Origin of the sequence: Bradyrhizobium sp. LB8.2, assembly GCF_040548035.1 — a bacterium.
Lineage (GTDB): Bacteria > Pseudomonadota > Alphaproteobacteria > Rhizobiales > Xanthobacteraceae > Bradyrhizobium.
Genome location: NZ_JBEPQV010000003.1, coordinates 105,932 through 125,850 on the forward strand (window position 1 = coordinate 105,932; position 19,919 = coordinate 125,850).

15 protein-coding genes are annotated in these 19,919 nt (G+C 63.5%); 8 read left to right on the top strand and 7 right to left on the bottom strand.

Translation table 11 applies throughout. From position 1 onward, the window contains the following. Nucleotides 1-124: 124 nt before the first annotated feature. A complete protein-coding gene (locus ABIB06_RS04990; RefSeq protein WP_354044933.1) occupies nt 125-2,062 on the bottom strand; it encodes a M3 family oligoendopeptidase in 1,938 nt (645 codons plus the stop codon). Between the two features lie 127 nt (nt 2,063-2,189). Between ABIB06_RS04990 and ABIB06_RS04995 the strand changes: the two genes are divergently transcribed. The 3 genes from ABIB06_RS04995 (at nt 2,190) to mepK (ending at nt 8,137) form a co-directional block, all read left to right on the top strand. Then, entirely contained in the window at nt 2,190-3,686 is a 1,497-nt protein-coding gene (locus ABIB06_RS04995; protein ID WP_247447500.1) for a sigma-54-dependent transcriptional regulator, read from the top strand. 347 nt (nt 3,687-4,033) lie between these two features. Then, complete coding sequence (locus ABIB06_RS05000) at nt 4,034-6,226, top strand: L,D-transpeptidase scaffold domain-containing protein (protein WP_354044931.1); 2,193 nt, start codon at nt 4,034-4,036, stop codon at nt 6,224-6,226. 288 nt (nt 6,227-6,514) lie between these two features. Continuing rightward, nucleotides 6,515-8,137: a peptidoglycan L,D-endopeptidase MepK gene (gene mepK, locus ABIB06_RS05005; RefSeq protein ID WP_354044929.1), complete on the top strand. Its 1,623-nt coding sequence runs from the start codon at nt 6,515-6,517 to the stop codon at nt 8,135-8,137. A gap of 1,017 nt (nt 8,138-9,154) precedes the next feature. Here mepK and ABIB06_RS05010 read toward each other — a convergent pair. The 4 genes from ABIB06_RS05010 to ABIB06_RS05025 all read right to left on the bottom strand — a co-directional run bounded on the left by ABIB06_RS05010 (nt 9,155) and on the right by ABIB06_RS05025 (nt 12,294). Further along, nucleotides 9,155-9,580 (bottom strand): DUF1801 domain-containing protein, encoded by a 426-nt coding sequence (locus tag ABIB06_RS05010; RefSeq protein ID WP_354044927.1) that lies wholly within the window; start codon nt 9,578-9,580, stop codon nt 9,155-9,157. A gap of 47 nt (nt 9,581-9,627) precedes the next feature. Beyond that, nucleotides 9,628-11,391, bottom strand: coding sequence for an adenylate/guanylate cyclase domain-containing protein (locus ABIB06_RS05015; RefSeq protein ID WP_354044925.1), 1,764 nt, complete (start codon nt 11,389-11,391; stop codon nt 9,628-9,630). Between the two features lie 116 nt (nt 11,392-11,507). Continuing rightward, complete coding sequence (locus ABIB06_RS05020) at nt 11,508-11,780, bottom strand: DUF2312 domain-containing protein (RefSeq protein ID WP_247343070.1); 273 nt, start codon at nt 11,778-11,780, stop codon at nt 11,508-11,510. 211 nt (nt 11,781-11,991) lie between these two features. Beyond that, on the bottom strand, nt 11,992-12,294 hold the full coding sequence (locus ABIB06_RS05025) for a DUF1244 domain-containing protein (RefSeq protein WP_247343067.1): 303 nt from the start codon (nt 12,292-12,294) through the stop codon (nt 11,992-11,994). A gap of 178 nt (nt 12,295-12,472) precedes the next feature. Here ABIB06_RS05025 and ABIB06_RS05030 point away from each other — a divergent pair, with 178 nt between their 5' ends. Together ABIB06_RS05030 and pyk are read left to right on the top strand one after the other, a co-directional pair. Further along, entirely contained in the window at nt 12,473-13,066 is a 594-nt protein-coding gene (locus tag ABIB06_RS05030) for a DUF1036 domain-containing protein (RefSeq protein WP_247343064.1), read from the top strand. Next, nucleotides 13,063-14,499: a pyruvate kinase gene (gene pyk, locus ABIB06_RS05035; protein WP_247343062.1), complete on the top strand. Its 1,437-nt coding sequence runs from the start codon at nt 13,063-13,065 to the stop codon at nt 14,497-14,499. The genes ABIB06_RS05030 and pyk overlap by 4 nt, the downstream gene beginning before the upstream one ends. A 151-nt stretch (nt 14,500-14,650) precedes the next feature. On the opposite strand, the gene ABIB06_RS05040 is transcribed toward pyk, so the two are convergent. After that, nucleotides 14,651-15,331, bottom strand: coding sequence for a TetR family transcriptional regulator (locus tag ABIB06_RS05040; protein ID WP_247343058.1), 681 nt, complete (start codon nt 15,329-15,331; stop codon nt 14,651-14,653). 465 nt (nt 15,332-15,796) lie between these two features. Between ABIB06_RS05040 and ABIB06_RS05045 the strand changes: the two genes are divergently transcribed. From ABIB06_RS05045 to ABIB06_RS05055, 3 genes are all read left to right on the top strand, one after another. After that, complete coding sequence (locus ABIB06_RS05045; RefSeq protein WP_354044921.1) at nt 15,797-16,528, top strand: hypothetical protein; 732 nt, start codon at nt 15,797-15,799, stop codon at nt 16,526-16,528. 120 nt (nt 16,529-16,648) lie between these two features. Continuing rightward, complete coding sequence (locus ABIB06_RS05050; RefSeq protein ID WP_354044919.1) at nt 16,649-17,563, top strand: hypothetical protein; 915 nt, start codon at nt 16,649-16,651, stop codon at nt 17,561-17,563. 67 nt (nt 17,564-17,630) lie between these two features. Next, a complete protein-coding gene (locus tag ABIB06_RS05055) occupies nt 17,631-19,124 on the top strand; it encodes a hypothetical protein (RefSeq protein ID WP_354044917.1) in 1,494 nt (497 codons plus the stop codon). A gap of 567 nt (nt 19,125-19,691) precedes the next feature. Here ABIB06_RS05055 and ABIB06_RS05060 read toward each other — a convergent pair. Next, nucleotides 19,692-19,856: a Flp family type IVb pilin gene (locus tag ABIB06_RS05060; RefSeq protein ID WP_354044915.1), complete on the bottom strand. Its 165-nt coding sequence runs from the start codon at nt 19,854-19,856 to the stop codon at nt 19,692-19,694. Nucleotides 19,857-19,919: the final 63 nt, after the last annotated feature.

Here is a 19,919-nt window from a genome sequence, read left to right on the forward strand (position 1 = left end):
GGCGGGAAAGCTCGGCGCGAGAGCCGCACAGCCCTGATCGATCATCGTCGCCACAACGCTCGCCCTCCGTCACCGGTCCACGCACGACCGGGCGCCCTGTATCGAGGTGACTCGTCCGCCCGCCTCAGCCCATTGCTTCCAGCTCGTCGATCATGGCGGCGATGACCGAGAGGCCGCCGTCCCAGAACTTCGGGTCCTTGGCATCGAGCCCGAACGGCCGTAGCAGCTCGGAATAATGCTTGGTGCCGCCGGCGGCGAGCATGTCGAGATAGCGCTCGGCAAAGCCCTCGGCCGCGTTCTCGTAGACGGCGTAGAGCGAGTTCACGAGGCAATCGCCGAACGCGTAGGCGTAGACGTAGAACGGCGAATGGATGAAGTGCGGGATGTACATCCAGTAGTTCTCGTAGCCCGCCTTGATCTCGATTGCCGGCCCCAGGCTCTCGCCTTGCACCGACAGCCAGATCTCGCCGAGCCGCGTCGCGGTGAGCTCGCCGTTCTTGCGCTCGGTGTGGACCGCGCGCTCGAACGAATAGAACGCGATCTGCCGCACCACGGTGTTGATCATGTCCTCGACCTTGCCGGCGAGCAGCGCCTGGCGCTGCTTTGGGTTCTTGGTCTGCGCCAGCAGCCGCCGGAAGGTCAGCATCTCGCCGAACACGCTTGCGGTCTCCGCCAGCGTCAACGGCGTCGGCGCCATCAGCGCGCCGTTTCTGGCCGCCAGCACCTGATGCACGCCGTGGCCGAGCTCATGGGCGAGCGTCATCACGTCGCGCGGCTTGCCCTGGTAGTTCATCAGTACGTAAGGGTGCGCCGATGGCGTGGTCGGATGCGAGAACGCGCCCGGTGCCTTGCCCGGGCGTACCGGCGCGTCAATCCAGCGATCGGTGAAGAAGCGCTCGGCGATATCAGCCATTTCAGGCGAGAAGCCACGATAGGCCGTCAGCACCATGTTCCGCGCGTCGGGCCAGCCGATGACGTCGGTCGCCGCGAAAGGCAGCGGCGCATTGCGGTCCCAGGAAGCCAGGCGCTTCTTGCGGAACCAGCGTGCCTTCAGCGCGTAATAGCGATGCGACAATTTTGGATAGGCCGCGCGCACCGAGGCGACCAGCGCATCCACCACCTCGCGTTCGACGCGGTTGTTCAAATGGCGGGAATCCGCGACGTCCTTGAAGCCGCGCCAGCTGTCGGAGATGTCTTTGTCCTTGGCCAGCGTGTTGGTGATCAGCGCAAAGATGCGCTCATTGGCCTTGAAGGTCTTTGCGAGCGCCTCGGCCGCGGTCTTGCGCTTGGCGCCGTCGCGGTCCTGCAGCAGATTGAGCGTCGGCTCGATTGCGAGCTCCTTGGTCCCGATCTTGAAACGCAGGCCCGAGATGGTCTGGTCGAACAGCCGGTTGAAGGCGGAATAGCCGGTCTGCGACTTCTCCAGAAAGAGCTGCTCGAGCTTGTCGTCGAGCTGGTACGGCTTCTCCTTGCGCAGATCCTCGATCCAGGGACGGTAGTGCGCGAGCTCGGCGGCCTGCATCGCGCGGTTCAATATATCGTCATCGACACGATTGAGCTCGAGCGCGAAGAACAGCAAATGCGTCGATGCAGCCGTCAGCCGCTCGGAAACGTCGCCGTAAAACTTTGAAATCTTGGGGTCCACGCTGTCGCCGGCATGGACGAGACCGGCGTAGGAGCCGAGACGGCCGGCGAGGTCGTCGATCGCCTCATAGCGTCGCACGGCTTCAGTGAGCCATTTTCCGCCATCTTCCTTTGCTGTTCCTGTTGCGAGCTTGCCCTTGTAGTCCGTCTCGAACGCGACGCAATCGGCATCCATTTTTGCGAGATCGCGCGCCACTTCCGGCGCATCGATCCCGGTATAGAGATCGGCGAGGTTCCACTCCGGAAGCTTGCCGGTCTTGCTCGCAGGCTTGGCGGGTGAAGACTTGGCGAGCGAGGGCTTGGCAAGCGACGGCTTGGAGGACTTGACCTTGGCTGCTGATTTCCTGGTGTTCGGCTTGCGGAGAGCGGGCTTGCTAGCGGCGGACTTCTTAACTGCAAACTTGGAGCGCGAATTCATTGTGTGGGAAACCTGTGTTCAACAATCGCGACAGCGGGCGGGGGCATCAAGGTTTAAGAGTGCGTTAATCGGCTTCGGCCAGAGTGCCCCGATTCGAGACAGATAGTAGTAGCGTGCGGGGAACACCATGGCTGCCAGTATTTTGATCGCCGACGACGACGCTGTAGCCCGCCGGCTGGTCGAAAACATGGTGCAGAAATGCGGCTATGAGACGATCGTCGTGGATTCCGGCGACGCCGCGATCGCCGTCCTCACCGCCCCCGATGCGCCCGTTATCGACGGCGTCATCCTCGATCTCGTGATGCCCGGCCTCGACGGCATGGGCGTGCTGGCGAAAATCCGCGAAGCGGGCCTCAGCATTCCCGTCATCGTGCAGACCGCCCATGGCGGCATCGACAATGTGATCTCGGCAATGCGCGCGGGCGCGGCCGATTTCGTGGTCAAGCCGGTCGGCCTGGAGCGGCTCCAGGTCTCTCTTCGCAACGCGCTCAATTCGTCCGCGCTCAAGGGCGAATTGCAGCGCATCCGTCACAGCCGCGAGGGCCGGCTGACCTTCTCCGACATCATCACCCGCGCCGAGGCGATGGCGGACGTGATGCGCGCAGCGCAGAAAGCAACAAACTCCTCGATCCCCGTGCTGATCGAAGGCGAGTCCGGCGTCGGCAAGGAGATGTTCGCGCGCGCCATCCATGGCAGCGGCGAGCGCAAGGCAAAACCGTTCGTCGCAGTCAATTGCGGCGCGATCCCCGACAACCTCGTCGAGTCCATCCTGTTCGGTCACGAGAAGGGTGCCTTCACCGGCGCCACCGAACGCCACACCGGCAAGTTCGTCGAAGCCCATGGCGGCACGCTGTTTCTGGACGAGGTCAGCGAGCTGCCGCTGACCGCGCAGGTCAAGCTGCTCCGCGCGCTCCAGGAAGGCGCGGTCGAGGCGGTCGGCGGCCGCAAGCCCGTGAAGGTCGACGTCCGCATCATCTCGGCGACCAACCGCAGGCTGCTGGAGCGGGTCAAGCAGGGACACTTCCGGGAAGATTTGTTCTATCGCCTTCACGTCCTGCCGCTGACGATCCCCTCGCTGCGCTCCCGGCGCGAGGACATCCCGCATCTGCTCAGGCATTTCCTGGCGCGCTTTGCCGCCGAGGAAAACCGCTCCATCACCGGCATCAGCGGCGAGGCCGTTGCGCACCTCGCCCAGCTCGATTGGCCCGGCAACATCCGCCAGCTCGAAAACGCGGTCTACCGCGCCGTGGTGATGAGCGAGGGCGACCAGCTTGGCCTTGACGACTTCCCCCTGCTCGCCTCGCAGCCGCATCCGGGAACAGACATTCCGACCGCGCCGCTGATGCTGGAGCCGATGGCGGCCCCCTCCCTCGTGTCGGGTAATGAAATACCGATCGCGCCGCTGCCCCTGGCGGGTGCCCTCTCCATGCTGACCGCGACCGGCGAGGTCCGACCGCTGGAGGACATCGAGAACGAGATCATCCGCTTCGCGATCTCCCATTACCGCGGACAGATGTCCGAGGTCGCCCGCCGCCTCAAAATCGGCCGGTCCACCCTCTACCGCAAACTCGACGAAGCCGGGGTTCCCGGCCATGGCGGCAAAAGCGGTGAGGAGACGCACTGAGCCTGACGCGAACGGGGGTTCGTGCGGGCGGAGCGAGACGACTGTAAGCCGTTCGCATGACGATGGAATTCGACTGCACGGTGAACCGTGACTTGGAAGTGACAGACACAGGGAAAAGCGCGTGGCAGAAGCGCACAATCCGTTGCCAAAAGGCTTCCTTGAAGTCAGTTTGTCGTGAGTTGTCCCGGGTAGCGCTGGCTGCGAAATCGGGGCCTGTATATCGTCTGCGTAAGAATCGTTGCGTGCAGGCGTGCAACTTTCGAGAGGCCGGCGCGGTTTAGCCGAAGCTCATTAGGCGATAACAAAGCTGTTCCACGAGGGACAGCTCACCCGAGGGGTGCGACACAATGCGTGACTGTTTGAACCACCGTGCAGGCTTTGACCGTGTCTTGATGACGGTCGCTGCGACCTTCCTCACGGTATCGGCCAGCTCAGCCTTGGCGCAGGATCAGGCGCGCAGCAGCGCTGCCGAGCTTGCGATCGAAGCTGCGATCCCGCGCCCCGAACCCGCAAACGTCCCGCCCCCGACCGCATCCGACATCAAGCTCGACACCACCGCCGCTATTCAGGAACCGGCCAAGGAGGCCGTGAAGGCCGAAGCTGCACCGGCCCCCGACAAGGTTGAGAGCAAGCCTTCCGATGTCGCCGCCACGCCCCCGCCAGAGGCGCCGAAGAGCGAGACGGCCAAGTCTGAACCCGCGAAGTCTGAACCCGCGAAGACTGAACCCGTCAAGGCCGACACCGCAACCGCAACGCCGACCGCTCCCTCGGCACCTGCGGTCGCAGCAACCCCGGCCTCAGAGCCGGTGAAGGCCACGAGCAACGTTCCCGCCGCCGATCAGCCGGTCGCCGACAAGCTCAAGGACATCATCGGCGCCAAGACCTCGCGCCATTTCGACCGCAAGAACGAGCGCGCGGCGATCGAGAAGTTTTACGGTGCACGCGACTTCGCGCCGGTCTGGACCCAGGGCGGCAGCCTGACCCCTGCAGCCAAGGGCGTGATCGCACGGCTGAAGGATGCGGCGTCCGACGGTCTCAATCCCGCCGATTACCAGCTGCCGGATTTTGCCGCCGCCACGACGCCCGATGCACTCGCCGATGCCGAGCTCAAGCTCACCGCCAGCATGTTCGACTATGCGCGCCAGGCCCAGAGCGGCCGCATGCACTGGTCGCAGGTCAGCGGCGACATCCTCTATCCGGAGCACCCGACCGATCCGAGCGACGTGCTCGCCAAGGTCACGAGCGCGACCGATGCCTCCGCAGCCCTCGACAGCTATAACCCGCCGCAGAAGCTCTACAAGGAGCTGAAGGCGAAGCTCGCGGAGCTCCGCGGCCAGGGCAACAGCCCGGTGATCGAGATCGCCGACGGTCCGGCGCTGAAGTACACCCCGGCCGGCAAGAAGCGGGCTGAAATCGTCGTTGAAGATCCGCGCGTGCCGCAGCTGCGCGCCAAGCTCGGCCTCGCCGAGAACGCCAGCGACACCCGCTATGACGCTGCGGTCGCCGAAGCCGTGCGCAAATTCCAGAACGATGCCGAGATCAAGGCGACCGGCATCCTCGATGACAAGACGGTCAAGGCGATCAACACGCCGAAGCGCGACAAGCAGATCGACGTGGTGCTGGTGAATATGGAGCGCTGGCGCTGGCTGCCGCGCGACCTCGGCGTTCCCGCGCTGGGCGACGCCTATGTCATCCTCAACATCCCCGACTACACGCTGAAGGTGATGCAGCGCGGCCAGCAGGTCTGGACCACCCGCGTCGTCACCGGCAAGCCGGGCACGCATGCGACCCCGCTGCTCACCGAGACGATGAAGTACATCACGGTCAATCCGACCTGGAACGTGCCGCCGTCGATCGTCTACAACGAATATTTGCCGGCGCTTCAGCAGGACCCGACCGTGCTCCAGCGCATGGGCCTCAAGCTCGAACAGAACCGCGACGGCTCGGTGCACATCTCGCAGCCGCCGGGTGAAGCCAACGCGCTCGGCCGCATCCGCTTCAACTTCCCGAACAAGTTCCTGGTCTATCAGCACGACACGCCGGACAAGAACCTGTTCGCCAGGGACGAGCGTGCCTTCAGCCATGGCTGCATGCGCGTGCAGAACCCGGATCAGTACGCCGCCATCCTGCTCAACATCGCGCTGCCGAACGAGAAGTACACGCCGGAGCGCGTGCGCAGCATGTACGGCAAGGGCGAAGTCGACTTGAAATTCCCGACCCCGATCCCGGTCAACATCACCTACCAGACCGCATTCGTGGACGATGGCGGCAAGCTGCAATTCCGCAAGGACGTCTATGGCCGCGACGCGACCATGATCAACATCCTGAAGAACGGCCGCGGCAAGGATCTCGAGAACGTCGTCGCGCATTCCCAGCCGAGCTATTCACGCCCGGCAACGACGCTGCCGAACGGCGTGTTGGCAGCCAACAATGGCGGCTCGTCCGGCCTGAATTTCTTCGAGCGGCTGTTCGGAGCTCCGACTCCGCCGCCGGCTCCGGTCGGTCGCCGACCGCAGCAGCAGCGGGTATTCACCCGCTGAGACCGGCCCAGACTGGGGCCTAACTCCTGAAATTCTGCAACAAAATCAGCGACCTCATTCTCTGGATGGGGTCGCTTAACGTTAACCATTCTCCACCCGACCTCAGGCAGCGGGCGTTTTTTTGCCACACTCACCCCGTTAGGATTGTAGTCTGACTTGGTTTGGGGGCAGGAAGGTCAACCTCAAGTTAACCTTCTCGCTTTAAGAAAGCGTTCACCCTCTTTCGCGTGCTAACGGGGTTAGCGGGAGAGTCCATTTTGAACGCTGGTCGACTGGGTGGGCTCTAACGTGCTGACTGGTATCGCACGCCAATTCGCTGCGCTGTCGTTGTCCCATGCGGGAGTGAAGGCCGGCTCTCGGATCGGCCTCGCTGCCGTATTGCTGCTTGCTGCCGCAGGTTCAGTTCACAACGCCGCCGCGCTGAACGAGACCAAGACGCTCTCCTTCCACCACACCCATTCCGGCGAAGACCTCACCGTCACCTTCAAGCGCGACGGGCGTTACGACGAAGCGGCGCTGAAGCAGCTCAACCACTTCCTGCGCGACTGGCGTACCCAGGACGAGACGGTCATGGACCGTCACCTCTTCGACATCCTCTGGGAAGTGTATCGCGACGTCGATGCCAAGCAGCCGATCCAGATCATCTCCTCCTACCGCTCGCCCGCCACCAACGCCATGCTCCGCCGCCGCTCCTCCGGGGTGGCGCGCTTCAGCCAGCACATGCTGGGACATGCGATGGACTTCCACATTCCGGGCGTGCCGCTGGAGCAAATCCGCTTTGCCGGCCTGCGCCTTCAGCGCGGCGGCGTCGGCTTCTATCCGACCTCCGGTTCGCCCTTCGTGCATCTGGACACCGGCAGCATCCGGCACTGGCCGCGCATGACGCATGACCAGCTCGCCCGCGTCTTCCCGGACGGCCGCACCGTCCATGTCCCGACCGACGGCACGCCGCTGAAGGGTTATGAGCTCGCCAAGGCCGACATCGAGCGCCGCGGAAGCGGCGACGACGCCGGCAGCAAGCCGAATTTCTTTGTCGCATTGTTCAAGGGCAAGCCGGCCCCGGCCGCCACGAGCAGCGACGAGGATGACGAGGGCGCGCCCGCCCCGGCCGCGAAGCCCGCCGCGCCGACCGTGGTCGCCTCCGCAGTCAAGCCGGCCGATCCGGTGCCGACGCCGCGCGCCAAGCCGTCGATCGCCGCGACGTTCCAGCTCGCTTCGGCCGATGCGCAGCTCCTGGCGCCGCCCAAGCCGAAGCCCGCGCCCGTGGTTGAAAAGCCGGCCACCGGCAAATCTGCCGACGCAAAGCTCGAGACCCCGGCCGACATCATCAACGCCCGCGGCTTCTGGGACGCCCCGGCCACGCCGCAACAGGCAACGCCGGCCCAAGTGGCTGCGCTGAAAGCCCGCCAGGCACTTGCCGCTGCCACCGATCCGCAGCCGACCGCGAGCGTCTCCAACGCCGCCTATCAGGCGCTGGCCTATGCGCCGGCGTCCGCGGCGCCGGTCGACCGCGCCAACGTCGTCGCCGCCTCCGCTCCGATCCCGCGCTCCGCCCGTCCCGCCTCCGCGGCGCGCAACCTAGCGCCCGCGACCGAGATCAACACGGTTGTCGGCAAGCGCATCGATGGCATGGTCGCGACCGCGACCCGGCTCTCCGCCGCCAAGGGCGAAAGCATCTGGCTCAAGATCGTGATGCTGTCGCCGAGCGCCAGCCGCGCGATGTCGGTCACGCTGATGGGCGAGCTCGACATGGCCGCAATGCGCGCCTACTTCGTCAAGCCGCAGGCCGTGATCGCTATGGGTTTTGCCGACGATCCGATGCAAGGCCTGTCCTGCGACAGCTTTACGGGCAGTGCGACCGCGAAACTCGAGACGACATCATTCGTGGTCCGCACCGCCTCGCTGCGCTGAGATCTTTCCCCTCACACAGTTCGGATTTTCAAAATCTTGGTGCGCATCTGCACTAAGGAGGATTCCTCCACTTCCAACGGGTAATCACCCGGTATCGCTGCGCATTCCAACCGCGCATTGTGGCCTTCGCGCTTGCCTTGTGCCGGTGTTTCCCGCGTTTCCGAAGTGGCCGCGTGACGCAGATTCTATACACGAGCTCGGATCCAAAATACGAAGGCAGCGGCTGCCATGAGCCCGGCGGCGACTATTGAGTACGAGCTTGCTGCAGGTCTCGAGGAAATGTCGCTACAGCGAAGTAGGAGCGTGCGATGTCAGTTCCATGCAAGTCTGAGCTCAGCCTTCTGAACCCCGACGAGCGCGAAGTCATATTGAATACGCACCATCCAATGGTTGGAGAGATGGAGCGCGAAGGACTTGAGGGCCTTCGCGCCCGCCTTCGGGATCTGCGTGACAGGGAGCGTACATTGTCGCGGCATCGACGCCGCGAAACAAAGGGAATGGCCGACCCCCGCGGCAAGAGTTTCTCCGGAACGACAGAGCACGCAAATCGGCGCCAATCGGTTTTCGCTGCTGCCACTAAGCGCGTTAAGAACGAGCTGAGGCGCATCCGAAAGTTTGAAGCACGACGGGAACTCGGGGAAGCGGCGAGACGGGCGTTGGCACTCCGTCGGGCACGTCAGTTTTCTCGACCGCAGACAACTCCAACTTCGCATGACGGCATGCGGTCCATCCCAAGCCGTCACCGGATCAAGAAACTTCCACCGGAAACAATCGGAAGAGTCTCGCAGGCCAACAAGCGGCCGCAGGCCCGACGAGACTCCCAACGCAAGCGCAGCAATTGAGACGGAGACCGACAATCCTGCGGATTGAGGCTGCGTGCCAGCAGCAACCGCGTTGCCCCCAGCGCAATCCGGGAATGCAACGCTCGCTGCGAGATCCCGGATTTCGCGGAGCTTGTCATCGGGCGCCGCTTCGCGCCGACCCGTTGGGTCCATCCGGACTACAAGTCCGCGGTTTCTATCTGGCTTTCCTGGCCCGGCGATCCAGATGATACGTCAACGCCAGCGACAGGCAGACGGATAGCGGCCGCTTCGGCAGCGCGCCCGATGCCGGCAACAGCAAAGCCCTGGTTTGCCGATACTCGAACTGATCGGCAAAGCGCTCGCGGAACGTATCGATCAGCGTCGTCTTGCAGTTGAACAAAATGGCGGCGTGCTCGGACTCCTTGATGCGCCCGAGCCGGATCGTGCTGCCGCTGCCGGTCTCGTCGGTCAGATAAGCAGGCTCCCCCCATTTGAGGGTTTCGCTGAGCCGACCGACCTCCTCTTGCGCCGCGGCGGTCGCGAAGATCAGCGCACGCACCTGGAGCAGCCGCTTGCTGATCGGCGCCGGGAAGGCGTCGAAGGCACGGCTCACCTCGCGCGGCAGCGTCGGCGCAGTCACAGTCTCACCCTCGATGGATCACCAATCGGTCTCCGCTGTGCCCCAGATCAAGCCGGCAGGCCTGCCCGGAGAAGGCCCGCCTGATAGCGCTGACGATCAACGTCTCGCTTATAATGCTGGGTAGAGAGATGATTGGCCACCGAAAATGCCGGTTCACGCTTGAGAACTTCGGCCGCGTGCGCGCCAGCAGCAATCGCGTTGCCCATTTGCGCGAAGATCCCCGCAAGGAACGCATGATGGGTGTGATCGGGGCGTGTGATCCGTGAGAAGGCCTCGGCGGCTTCGGCGTATTTCTCGGCACAATAATAGGCGCGCCCGAGATGGCTCCAGAAGCGTTCCGGGTGATACGGGTTGAGCCGCATCGCCTTCTTGATCCAGTCGATGCCCTCTTCAGGCCGGTCCAGCCAGGTCAGCAGTTCGCCCTGTTGCACCACCACAAGATCGTAGTTCGGGTTGAGGGCGAGCGCCCGCTCCTGATGGTAGGTGGCCCTGTCATGGTCGTCGCGGTTCAGATTGAGCGCCGCGAGGATGCGGTGGACGTCGCTGTCATTGTCGTCGAGGCCCAGCGCGGTCTCCAGCTCTGAAGCCACCTGTTGGAAGGTGGCGTCGCGATCCGCGCACCAGCTATAGACCCAAGTCTGGCCCAGGACGCACGCTTTCCACGCGTGTGCGTGAGCATAGTTTGCATCGAGTTCGAGCGCCCGGTCGAGCAGAAGTTGCGCCCGCGCATTGTCTTCGCGATTGGAGCGATGGTGTAAGACCTTGGCGGCCAGCACGCATTCATAAGCCGCCATGTTGTCCGTGGGCTTGCGATTCGCCCGATCGTGCGTCGCCGCCTCGACGCGGCCGGGCAACGTGGCGGCGATCGCCCGGGTCATCTCGTCCTGGATGGCGAAGATGTCCATGAGCTCGCCGTCGTAGCGTTCGGCCCAAATGTGCCGGTCGGTTTCCGCATCGATCAGCTGCACTGTGACGCGGACGCGACCTCCGGCCTTTCGCACACTGCCCTCGATGACATAATCGACGCCGAATTCGCGGCCGACGTCCTGCACCTTGACCGCCTTGCCCTTGTACACGAAGGTCGAGTTGCGGGAGATCACCAACAGGTCGTGGAAGCGTGAAAGCTCGGTGATGATGTCTTCGGTCAGACCATCCGCAAAGAACTCCTGCTCCGGGTCGCCACTCATGTTGGCGAAGGGCAGCACGGCAATGGACGGCTTCTTCGACTTGTCCGTCGCCTTTGCAGTGCCCTTCGTGCCGTCTGATGCGCTTGCCGGACTCTCCAGTCGAATCCGGTAGACGCGGATTGGACGGACGATGTTCTTGACGTTCTGCTCGCCGATATCCTCGAACGCAACACCATCAAGGCGCAGGCCGAGCTGGTCGCGCACCGCGCTCGAGATGCAGATACCTCCGGGCTCGGCCAGTGCCTCCAACCGTGCCGCGACGTTGACGCCGTCGCCGAAAATGTCGTTCTGGTCGACGATCACGTCGCCCAGATTGATACCGATGCGGAATTGCATCCATCGCGGCGGCGGGACGTCGGCATTGCGTCGCCCCATCCGGCTCTGAATCTCAGCAGCGCACAGCACGGCGTCGACGACGCTATGGAATTCGACGAGCATGCCGTCGCCCGTCGTTTTGATGATGCGGCCGTGATTTTTGGCAATGGCCGGATCGATGAGCTCGATCCGGTGGGTCTTGAGGCGTGCGAGCGTACCAGCCTCGTCCACCTCCATGAGCCGACTAAAGCCGACCATGTCAGCCGCGAGGACCGCTGCGAGTCTGCGCTCAGGTCCAGGCACATCCATTGCTCGGTCCCTTCGCCGAGCACTCTAGCAGACGAGCGGATTTTGCCCAAGCTGGGTGCGCTGCAAATTGGGGCGGGACGAGGTACCCCTACTGGTGGCGCCGCGGCCTCATCTGCTCAGATCATCCCCAGCGCCTGCATGTAGGTCTCAAGGATCGTCTCGGCCTCGGCGCGCTCGTTCGGGTCCTGCTTGCGCATCCGCACGATGGCGCGCAGTGCCTTGACGTCGTAGCCATTGCCCTTGCTCTCGGCATAGACGTCGCGGATGTCGTCGGAGATCGCCTTCTTCTCTTCCTCCAGCCGCTCGATGCGCTCGATGATGGATTTGAGCTGGTCCTTGGCAAATTTCGTCGCGGGTTCGTCGTCGCGGACGGCGGCGGTGGTGGCCATCTTGGTACTCCAAATGGAACTGGCAAAACGAGGTGACGCCGGCATCCTCACCGCGCGTGCTGGTTAGACCCTTAGGGTCCGTACCTCTCGCGTTCAAGGCGGCATCGCGCTCGTCCACAGCGCGCCCACACCTTCCTGCGGCGTGTCGAAGAAAGCTGTTGTGTGATGCGACTCAGGGGCGGCGTGTCGGCCCGGCCGAGGACGCGGCCGTTCAGTGCCCGGGATGAACCTTCTTCATGGCCTCGAGTTGCTCGGGCGTGGCCCCGCCCTGGTATTTCGACTTCCAGGTCTCGTAGGGCATGCCGTAGACGGCTTCCCGGCTCTCGTCCTTGCTCAAGGCGACGCCTTGGGCGTCGGCGGCGTCCTTGAGCCAGTTGGACAGGCAGTTGCGGCAGAAGCCCGCGAGATTCATCAAGTCGATGTTCTGGACGTCCGTCCGCGTCTTCAAATGATCGACCAGGCGCCGGAAAGCGGCGGCCTCGAGCTCCGTTCTGGTTTTGTCGTCGATTGCCATGGCTGGATCCCCTCGGCTTGCGAATTGGCTCTGACCCGGATGGGGTCACCCTTACGAGATCAGGTGGGCCCTGTCACAGATTTTGCCATATCGCGGCGCAAACGGGCGCCAAGCTGGCTTCGGGCCGTTCCCGGGCCCTACGCCAAATCGTCAATGATCTGATATAGCTTCCGCGACAATGATCGCCGAATCTCCCCGCTCCCCCCTTCACCTGCTCGCCCGGTTGGTCCCGGTGCTGGTGGTTGCCCTGCTGTGCCTCTGCGCCAGCCCGGCCTCCGCCGATTTCCGGCTCTGCAACAACACGTCGAGCCGGGTCGGGATCGCGCTGGGCTACAAGGACGCCGAGGGCTGGACCACCGAAGGCTGGTGGAACATCTCGTCCCGCTCCTGCGAGACCCTGCTGCGGGGAACGCTGGTCGCCCGTTTCTATTACATCTACGCCATCGACTATGACCGCGGCGGCGAATGGTCGGGCCAAGCCTTCATGTGCTCGCGCGACAAGGAATTCACCATCCGCGGCACCGACGATTGCCTCGCGCGCGGCTATGACCGGACCGGCTATTTCGAGGTCGATACCGGCGAGCAGCGCGCCTGGACGGTGCAGCTCACCGACACCAACGAGCAGCCGTCAAAACAGCAGCGTGTACCCGGCCTGCCCGGGCCGGTCGGCCCGGGGGTTCCGGGTTTGCCCAATGGGCCGCCCGGTGGTACGCCCCCCGCCGCGCCTGGCCTCCCGCCAGCTCTCTCGCCCCCGTCTGGAAATAAGCCATGAGGCGTCTTCGCCGTATCAAGATACTCGCGACCCTGGGACCCGCGTCTTCGGACCTCGCGATGATCCGCCGCCTGTTCGAGGCCGGCGCCGACCTTTTCCGCATCAACATGAGCCACACCCCGCATGACAAGATGCGGGAGCTGGTGGCGACGATCCGCAATGTCGAGAGCAGCTATGGGCGGCCGATCGGCATCCTGGTCGATCTCCAGGGGCCGAAGCTTCGGCTCGGCGCCTTCGCCGAAGGCGCGGTCCAGCTCCAGAACGGCCAGGCCTTCACGCTGGATTCCGACAAGACGCCGGGCGACGCCACCCGCGTCCAGCTTCCGCATCCGGAGATCCTGGCTGCGCTGCGGCCGGGCCATTCGCTGCTGCTCGACGACGGCAAGGTGCGGCTGATCGCCGAGGAGACCTCGAAGGAGCACGCGGTGACCCGCGTCGTGGTCGGCGGCCGGATGTCCGACCGCAAGGGCGTCAGCCTGCCCGACACCGACCTGCCGGTCTCGGCGATGACGCCGAAGGACCGCGCCGACCTCGAGGCGGCGCTGGTCACCGGCGTCGACTGGATCGCGCTGTCCTTCGTGCAGCGCGCCGACGACGTGATCGAGGCCAAGAAAATGATCCGCGGCCGCGCCGCGGTGATGGCCAAGATCGAGAAGCCGCAGGCGATCGATCGCCTCGCCGACATCATCGACGCCTCCGACGCGCTGATGGTGGCGCGCGGCGACCTCGGTGTCGAGCTGCCGCTGGAGCGCGTGCCGGGCCTGCAGAAGCAGATGACGCGCATGGCGCGGCGCGCCGGCAAGCCGGTGGTGATCGCGACCCAGATGCTGGAATCAATGATCCAGTCGCCGGTGCCGACCCGCGCTGAAGTCTCCGACGTCGCCACTGCCGTCTACGAAGGCGCGGACGCCATCATGCTGTCGGCGGAGTCGGCGGCCGGCAAATTCCCGGTCGAGGCCGTCTCGACCATGAACCGCATCGGCGAGGAGGTCGAGCGCGACCCGATCTATCGCTCCGTCATCACCGCACAGCGCCCCGCTCCGGAATCCACCGCCGGCGATGCCATCGCGGACGCCGCGCGGCAGATCGCCGAGACGCTCGACCTGCCGGCGCTGATCTGCTGGACCAGCTCAGGCTCGACTGCTTCGCGCGTGGCGCGAGAGCGGCCGAAGCCGCCGATCGTGGCGATCACGCCCAACATTTCCGCCGGACGCCGGCTCGCCGTGGTCTGGGGCGTGCATTGCGTGGTGGCGGAAGACGCGCGCGACCAGGACGACATGGTGAACCGCGCCGGCCAGATCGCGTTTCGGGACGGCTTCGTCCGCGCCGGCCAGCGCGTGCTCATCGTCGCCGGCGTGCCGCTCGGCATCCCCGGCACCACCAACATGGTGCGCATCGCCTCGGTCGGCCCCGAGGGCGAAGCGGATATCTAGGTCCGCCAGCACAGGGCCAACAAAAAAGTCGAAAACAACCCCATGCACAGTAGCCGGCCGGTCCGGCGGATATGCTGGGGATCCCCGAAAAAAGCGTCCCGGAACAACGGCCTGAGCGCGATCAGGTCCCCACGGCGATCAGGCGGACGTTTTAAGCCCCAACCAGCGCTTTCGCCGTCGGTAGCAGCGTCTGCTGCACCACGAGACCCCTGGCGCGGGCGTCCATGACGCCGACCGCGCGCAGCGCCAGCAGCGTCACGGTCTGCACGGCATCGCGCATCCTGGCGGGATCTTCGAGATTATCCGGCGCGAGCGGTCCGACCAGAGCCTCGTGCAGCGCGCCGAGCAGCGCAGTAGCGGCGAGGCCGGTATCCTGCGCCGGCAGATGGCCCGCACGCACGGCGGCGTCGATCCGCGAGGCCATCTCGCCCGCAATCTCCCGCCGGCTGGCGAGGCGCGAGGCGCTGACATCGACATCGACCGGCTCGGCCAGGATGCCCCAGGCGAGCCGGCGCTGCGACAGGGTATGGACCGCCACGGTGGTCACGGCCGCCGCCAATGCCGAGGACGGCCCCGGCGCGGCATCGGCCGCTCGCCGGATCGCCGCGAGCTCGTCGCGCGAGACTTCAGCGATCAATTCGGAGATCAACTCGGCCTTGGAGGGGAAGTAGCGGTAGACCGTACCCGCAGCGACGCTGGCGCGAATCGCGACCGGCGCAATCTGCACCGCCGCCATCCCGCCTTCCGCCGCCGCCTCCCGCGCCGCCGCCAGTATCGCACTGCGCCTTGCCGCAAGGCGCTTCACCACTTGATGCGTCCGCCGATAAACCATGGCGCGCTTCCTGTCCCACACGCCAGCCGCACGCCCTGCGGCCGAACGCTTCGTCACTGATGCCGCAAATCGCTCCGCAAGGACTGAACAACTATTCAGAGTGGATGACAAGGTGCAAATGCATGAAGCGTCACGCGACCGGACTGGAGCGCCAGCCCTGATTGTGAGGGCTCGCCATCGAACTTGATGGCTAAGGAGCCAAAAATGCCGCCCGTGAGGGCATCGAATCCCCATTGGCCGGAACTGCCCCAAGGGGACTGGCGAGTGGCTGGGATTCGGGAGATGAGATGCTATTGCGCGACGTCCACCTGGAAGGACCGCCGCTCGATCTCGGCACCTTTTCGGCGAAGAATAAAAGTTGCCCTATAGGTGCCAGGCGGCCAGACGGAATGTTAAGAGTTCCAACTGCCCTTCGCTGCTGTCAAGCCACGGTGAAGGGTCTCATGTGCCAACGGAGCGTGCGACATGAAGCGGCTCATGGGCTTCGCTCTCACTCCCATTCTCTTTCTCGCGTTAACGCCAGATCGCGCAGCAGCCACCGAGTTATTTTCGGTGCGGTGTGAAGGTGGCGCTCCGGTCCGCCCTTACTTCGCGACGTTCGACATCGATGCAAAAGCAGTCGTCATTGAAACGCCCCCGATAAACGTCGAAACGAATTTCGGTATCAATGCACTCTCAGGAGAGATCATTCCCACGAACGATGGAAAGATCGAATTTGTGCTGCGCGTCCGTCCAGGACGGCTCGACCTGATCTTTGATCGCAATCAAAAGACCATGACTTGGCCGGGATTGGATGACCCCACCTTTCGGCCGGCATTAGCTCATCAGTGCACCGTCATCCCTCCGAGAAGCATTTTGAGCTTCCGGGTTCGCGATCCAATTCAGCACCCGATCTCCGTCCGTTGTGAAGACGCAGGAAACACGTATTTCACGATGGATGCAGCTTCGAAACAAGCGCTCTTCGAGCGCGGCAAGGAGGGAAGAGGGTATCGCGGTGAGGTGACGGATGCCGGTCAGGATGAGGTCGCGCTGTCCATGAATTTTGATGTCCCTCGCCGGGTCGTATGGAGCAAAAGTCGCCAGACCATCACGATCGAAGGCATTGAGGGCGATGCAGTGCGGCCTCGCACTGTCATGCAATGCCAAGAAGTCGCGCCTCGAACAATGATCGAATTTCACAGGGACTTACCGCGGTAAGAGCGCCTCTCTCGAATGAAGGCGATAATGATCCGCTTCCAATGAAAATAAATCGATGCGCCGGCTGGCCGCCAGCCAGCCGATGAATGTCGCCACTAAACAGCTACTTGGAAGAGTGACATGGAATACTATACAGTCAAGCCGCCGGAGTCTTCGAAGATCGATGAAGCACTTCGCGACTTCCTGGACGGTACTCTTGATCCTCTCCTCCAGACCGACCAGGGCTCGCCGCCGATCAAGTTTCTCTACAAGTATTTTGGTCCAGGCAGCGTTGCAAATGAACTCAACAAGGTGATTACCAGGCAAGACGGCTTTTTCTTTTTGGACGGAGTTCAAATCATCGCGGACTCCGGGCCTAAGGCCGAGATTGCCGCGGCATTGACACTTGCTCTCAGGGCAGCCGTGCTTGGAATATTTGGCGCCACGACACTGCCAATCGCCATCGAAGTTGTGCTGGCAGGTGCTGCTGCCGCGGGTGCAAGGTGGGTCTACCAGTCGTTTGTTCAGCCGGTCCTGGGGCAGTTTTTCGAAGTATTTGGCGCTGCATCGACAAGGCTCGAGATCACGGATAGTTTCGGCCAAAGCGTGACCTGCGTTGTCTACCGCAACGGGCTTGCTGCGGAAGGAAAGTCGTCCATCGACGCGGCTCTGAGCCTTCTCAATTTTTCGGCTGGCGAGTTCAACGTCAACTCTCATGTCGCGGTTTACATCAACGGCAGGGACGACGAGAGTACCGGATATGACGTTCTTTCCGGCAATCATCTCGTCCAGATTGCCGGCGCGCTGGGAGTTGCGACGACCATCATCGCGAACGGCTCCGGGCTCAACGCCGATGGTGTCCGGCGAAAAGCTCGGCCGCATGCTCCTTCACTGTCTTCGCCCAAATCGCCCTCAAGAACTGAACAACTATTCAGGGCGGATGACAAGACCGCAAATGAGCATATGTGCGCCACGCAAATGGAGCAAAGGCGAGCAGGTAAATGCATCCTTGCACGGCGCGGCCGCGGCGTGACGATCCGGTTTACCCCAATTTAAAAGCAATCATGCTCAGGTGCTGATGCTTGCGCGCTGTTGCGCGCTGTCGTTCAGCCCCGAGAGTCCAATGTCGATTTCCATGACAAGCAGCGTACCCGTCCGCGGTGTTGCGCGCTGGCTTTTGCCATTCTGCATCGGCGCCGGTGTCTACCTGTTCTTCCTGGGCATCGGCGACATCATGCTGCGGGATTCCGATACGCTGTGGCAGATCAAGATCGGGCAGTGGATTCTCGAACATCGCGCGCTGCCCTATACCGACATCTATTCGTTCACGCGAGCTGGCGAGCCCTGGATCTCGAGCTCCTGGCTATCACAAGTCCTGTTCGCGCTGGCTTACGAGCCGTCGAACTGGTCGGGTGCAGTTATCCTGACGTCGCTCGCGATCGGAGCAGCCGCGGCGATTTTCGTCTACCTGCTTGAGCCCTATCTGGAGCCTGTGCGCGCTTTTCTGCTCGTCACCCCGCTCCTCTTCATGTCGATAGGCCACTTTCTCGCCCGCCCGCACATGTTGGCGCTGCCTGTCATGCTGGCCTTTGTCGGCGGGCTGCTGGCGGCCGCCGATCGGCGCACCGCGCCCTCGTGGCTGTTGCTGCCCTTGATGGCACTATGGGCCAATCTTCACGGCGGCTTCGTCATGGGGCTGGTGCTGATTGGGCCCATCGGCCTCGATGCGATCGCGTCCACCGATCGCAAGGACCGATTTGCACTGGCATCGCGCTGGGCCTTGTTCGGGCTTGCTGCGCTTGCCGCAAGCTGCTGCACGCCCTATGGCTGGAATACGCCGCTCGCATCGACGAAAATCCTCAGCCTCGGCAAGCTGCTCTCGCTGATCTGGGAGTGGATGCCCGCCGATTTCAGCTCGTTCGACTTGTTCGGAGCCAGCCTGCTCGGACTGATCGCCCTCGGCTACTACAGAGGATTGGTGCTGCCGTGGACCCGCATTCTTCTGCTGCTCGGCCTGGTCTGGGCGGCACTCAACCACGTCAGAAACATCGAGGCCTTTGCACTCTTGACCCCGCTCGTGCTGGCGAAACCCTTCGCCGAACAATTGGGCGCGACCAGAGCGGTCGCGCTTGCGCGGGCTGAAGCACGGTCCTCCTTTGCAGTGACCGCTATCGCGGCGCTCGTGATCGTTGCGGCCAGCTGGAGTATCACGCGGTCCTATGCCACGCCGACCCGGTATGACTTCATCGGCAATCAGCGCCCTGTGGCTGCAGTCGACCTGCTCGAGCGGCGGCACGCGCAACGTATCTTCAGCACCGCTCCTATCGGCGGCTATCTGATCTCCCGCAACGTCAAGACCTTCATCGACGGCCGCGCCGAGCTGTATGGAGAGCAGTTCGTGCTCGACTATTTCGAGGCTGTCGAGGGCAAGAACGCAGAGACTCTGCTGCGTCTGCTCGATACCTACCAGATCGACGCCACACTGCTGAACGGCTGGATTCCCGCCGCAAGGATCATGGACCATCTGCCGGGCTGGAAGCGGCTCTATACGGATGATTTTTCCGTAATCCACGTCCGCGACGACGCACCGGCGAAGCCGCCCTCAACATCACCGTGAGCCACGGATCAGGTGTTTAACCTTCGCCGCCCTTATATGGGCGCGGCGGCTTCGGCGCGTCGTTGTGGTCAATCGGGTTCAGGACGGAGACTTGCAGAGTCCAGTTTGCCGCGCCGGACCATGGCCAAGCGGGTGATCAAGAGCGCCGATAAGCTCAAGATTGTTTCGCGAGAAGCTCGAGCGACATGCGGGTCCGCACCGGGTGGTTCGGGAAGTTGGGGTGTCATGGAGACCCCGTGCTCTCCAATCTATGCCGCGGGGACGAGCTTCGTCGCTGTCCGGGCCACACGCGGATTCACCGCGTCCTACCCCGGGCCGCCCTGCTGACGCAGGCATCTGACGCAATGCTCGCCACATCGACATGGTGTTGAACACGCCCCTCGTTCGGCCCTTCGCCTGCGGGTCGGCTTCCCGCCGCCTCGCTCGCCCTCATGCAGTTGCGCTTCGCTTCGCTCGTTGTGATCAACTCGCGACGGGACTTGCACCCGAGTGCGCCCATGCCGGGCGCACCAAAAGGAAAGAGCCTTGTCCAGGACAAGGCTCTTTCCACTCTCATTGCGTCCAGTCTTACTTGAGGCTGGTCGAGATCGAGGTGAACTTGGTGTTCAGCGTGCTGCCGAGGTTGTTGACGACGGTGATGATCGCCAGCGCGATTCCGGCAGCGATCAGGCCGTATTCAATGGCGGTGGCGCCGGATTCATCCTTCACGAAACACGCAACGAGGTTCTTCATAGAAAGCTCCAAATGAGTACACGAGGCTACAACTGATCTGGTCTTTTCGGCTTCCCAGCGCCG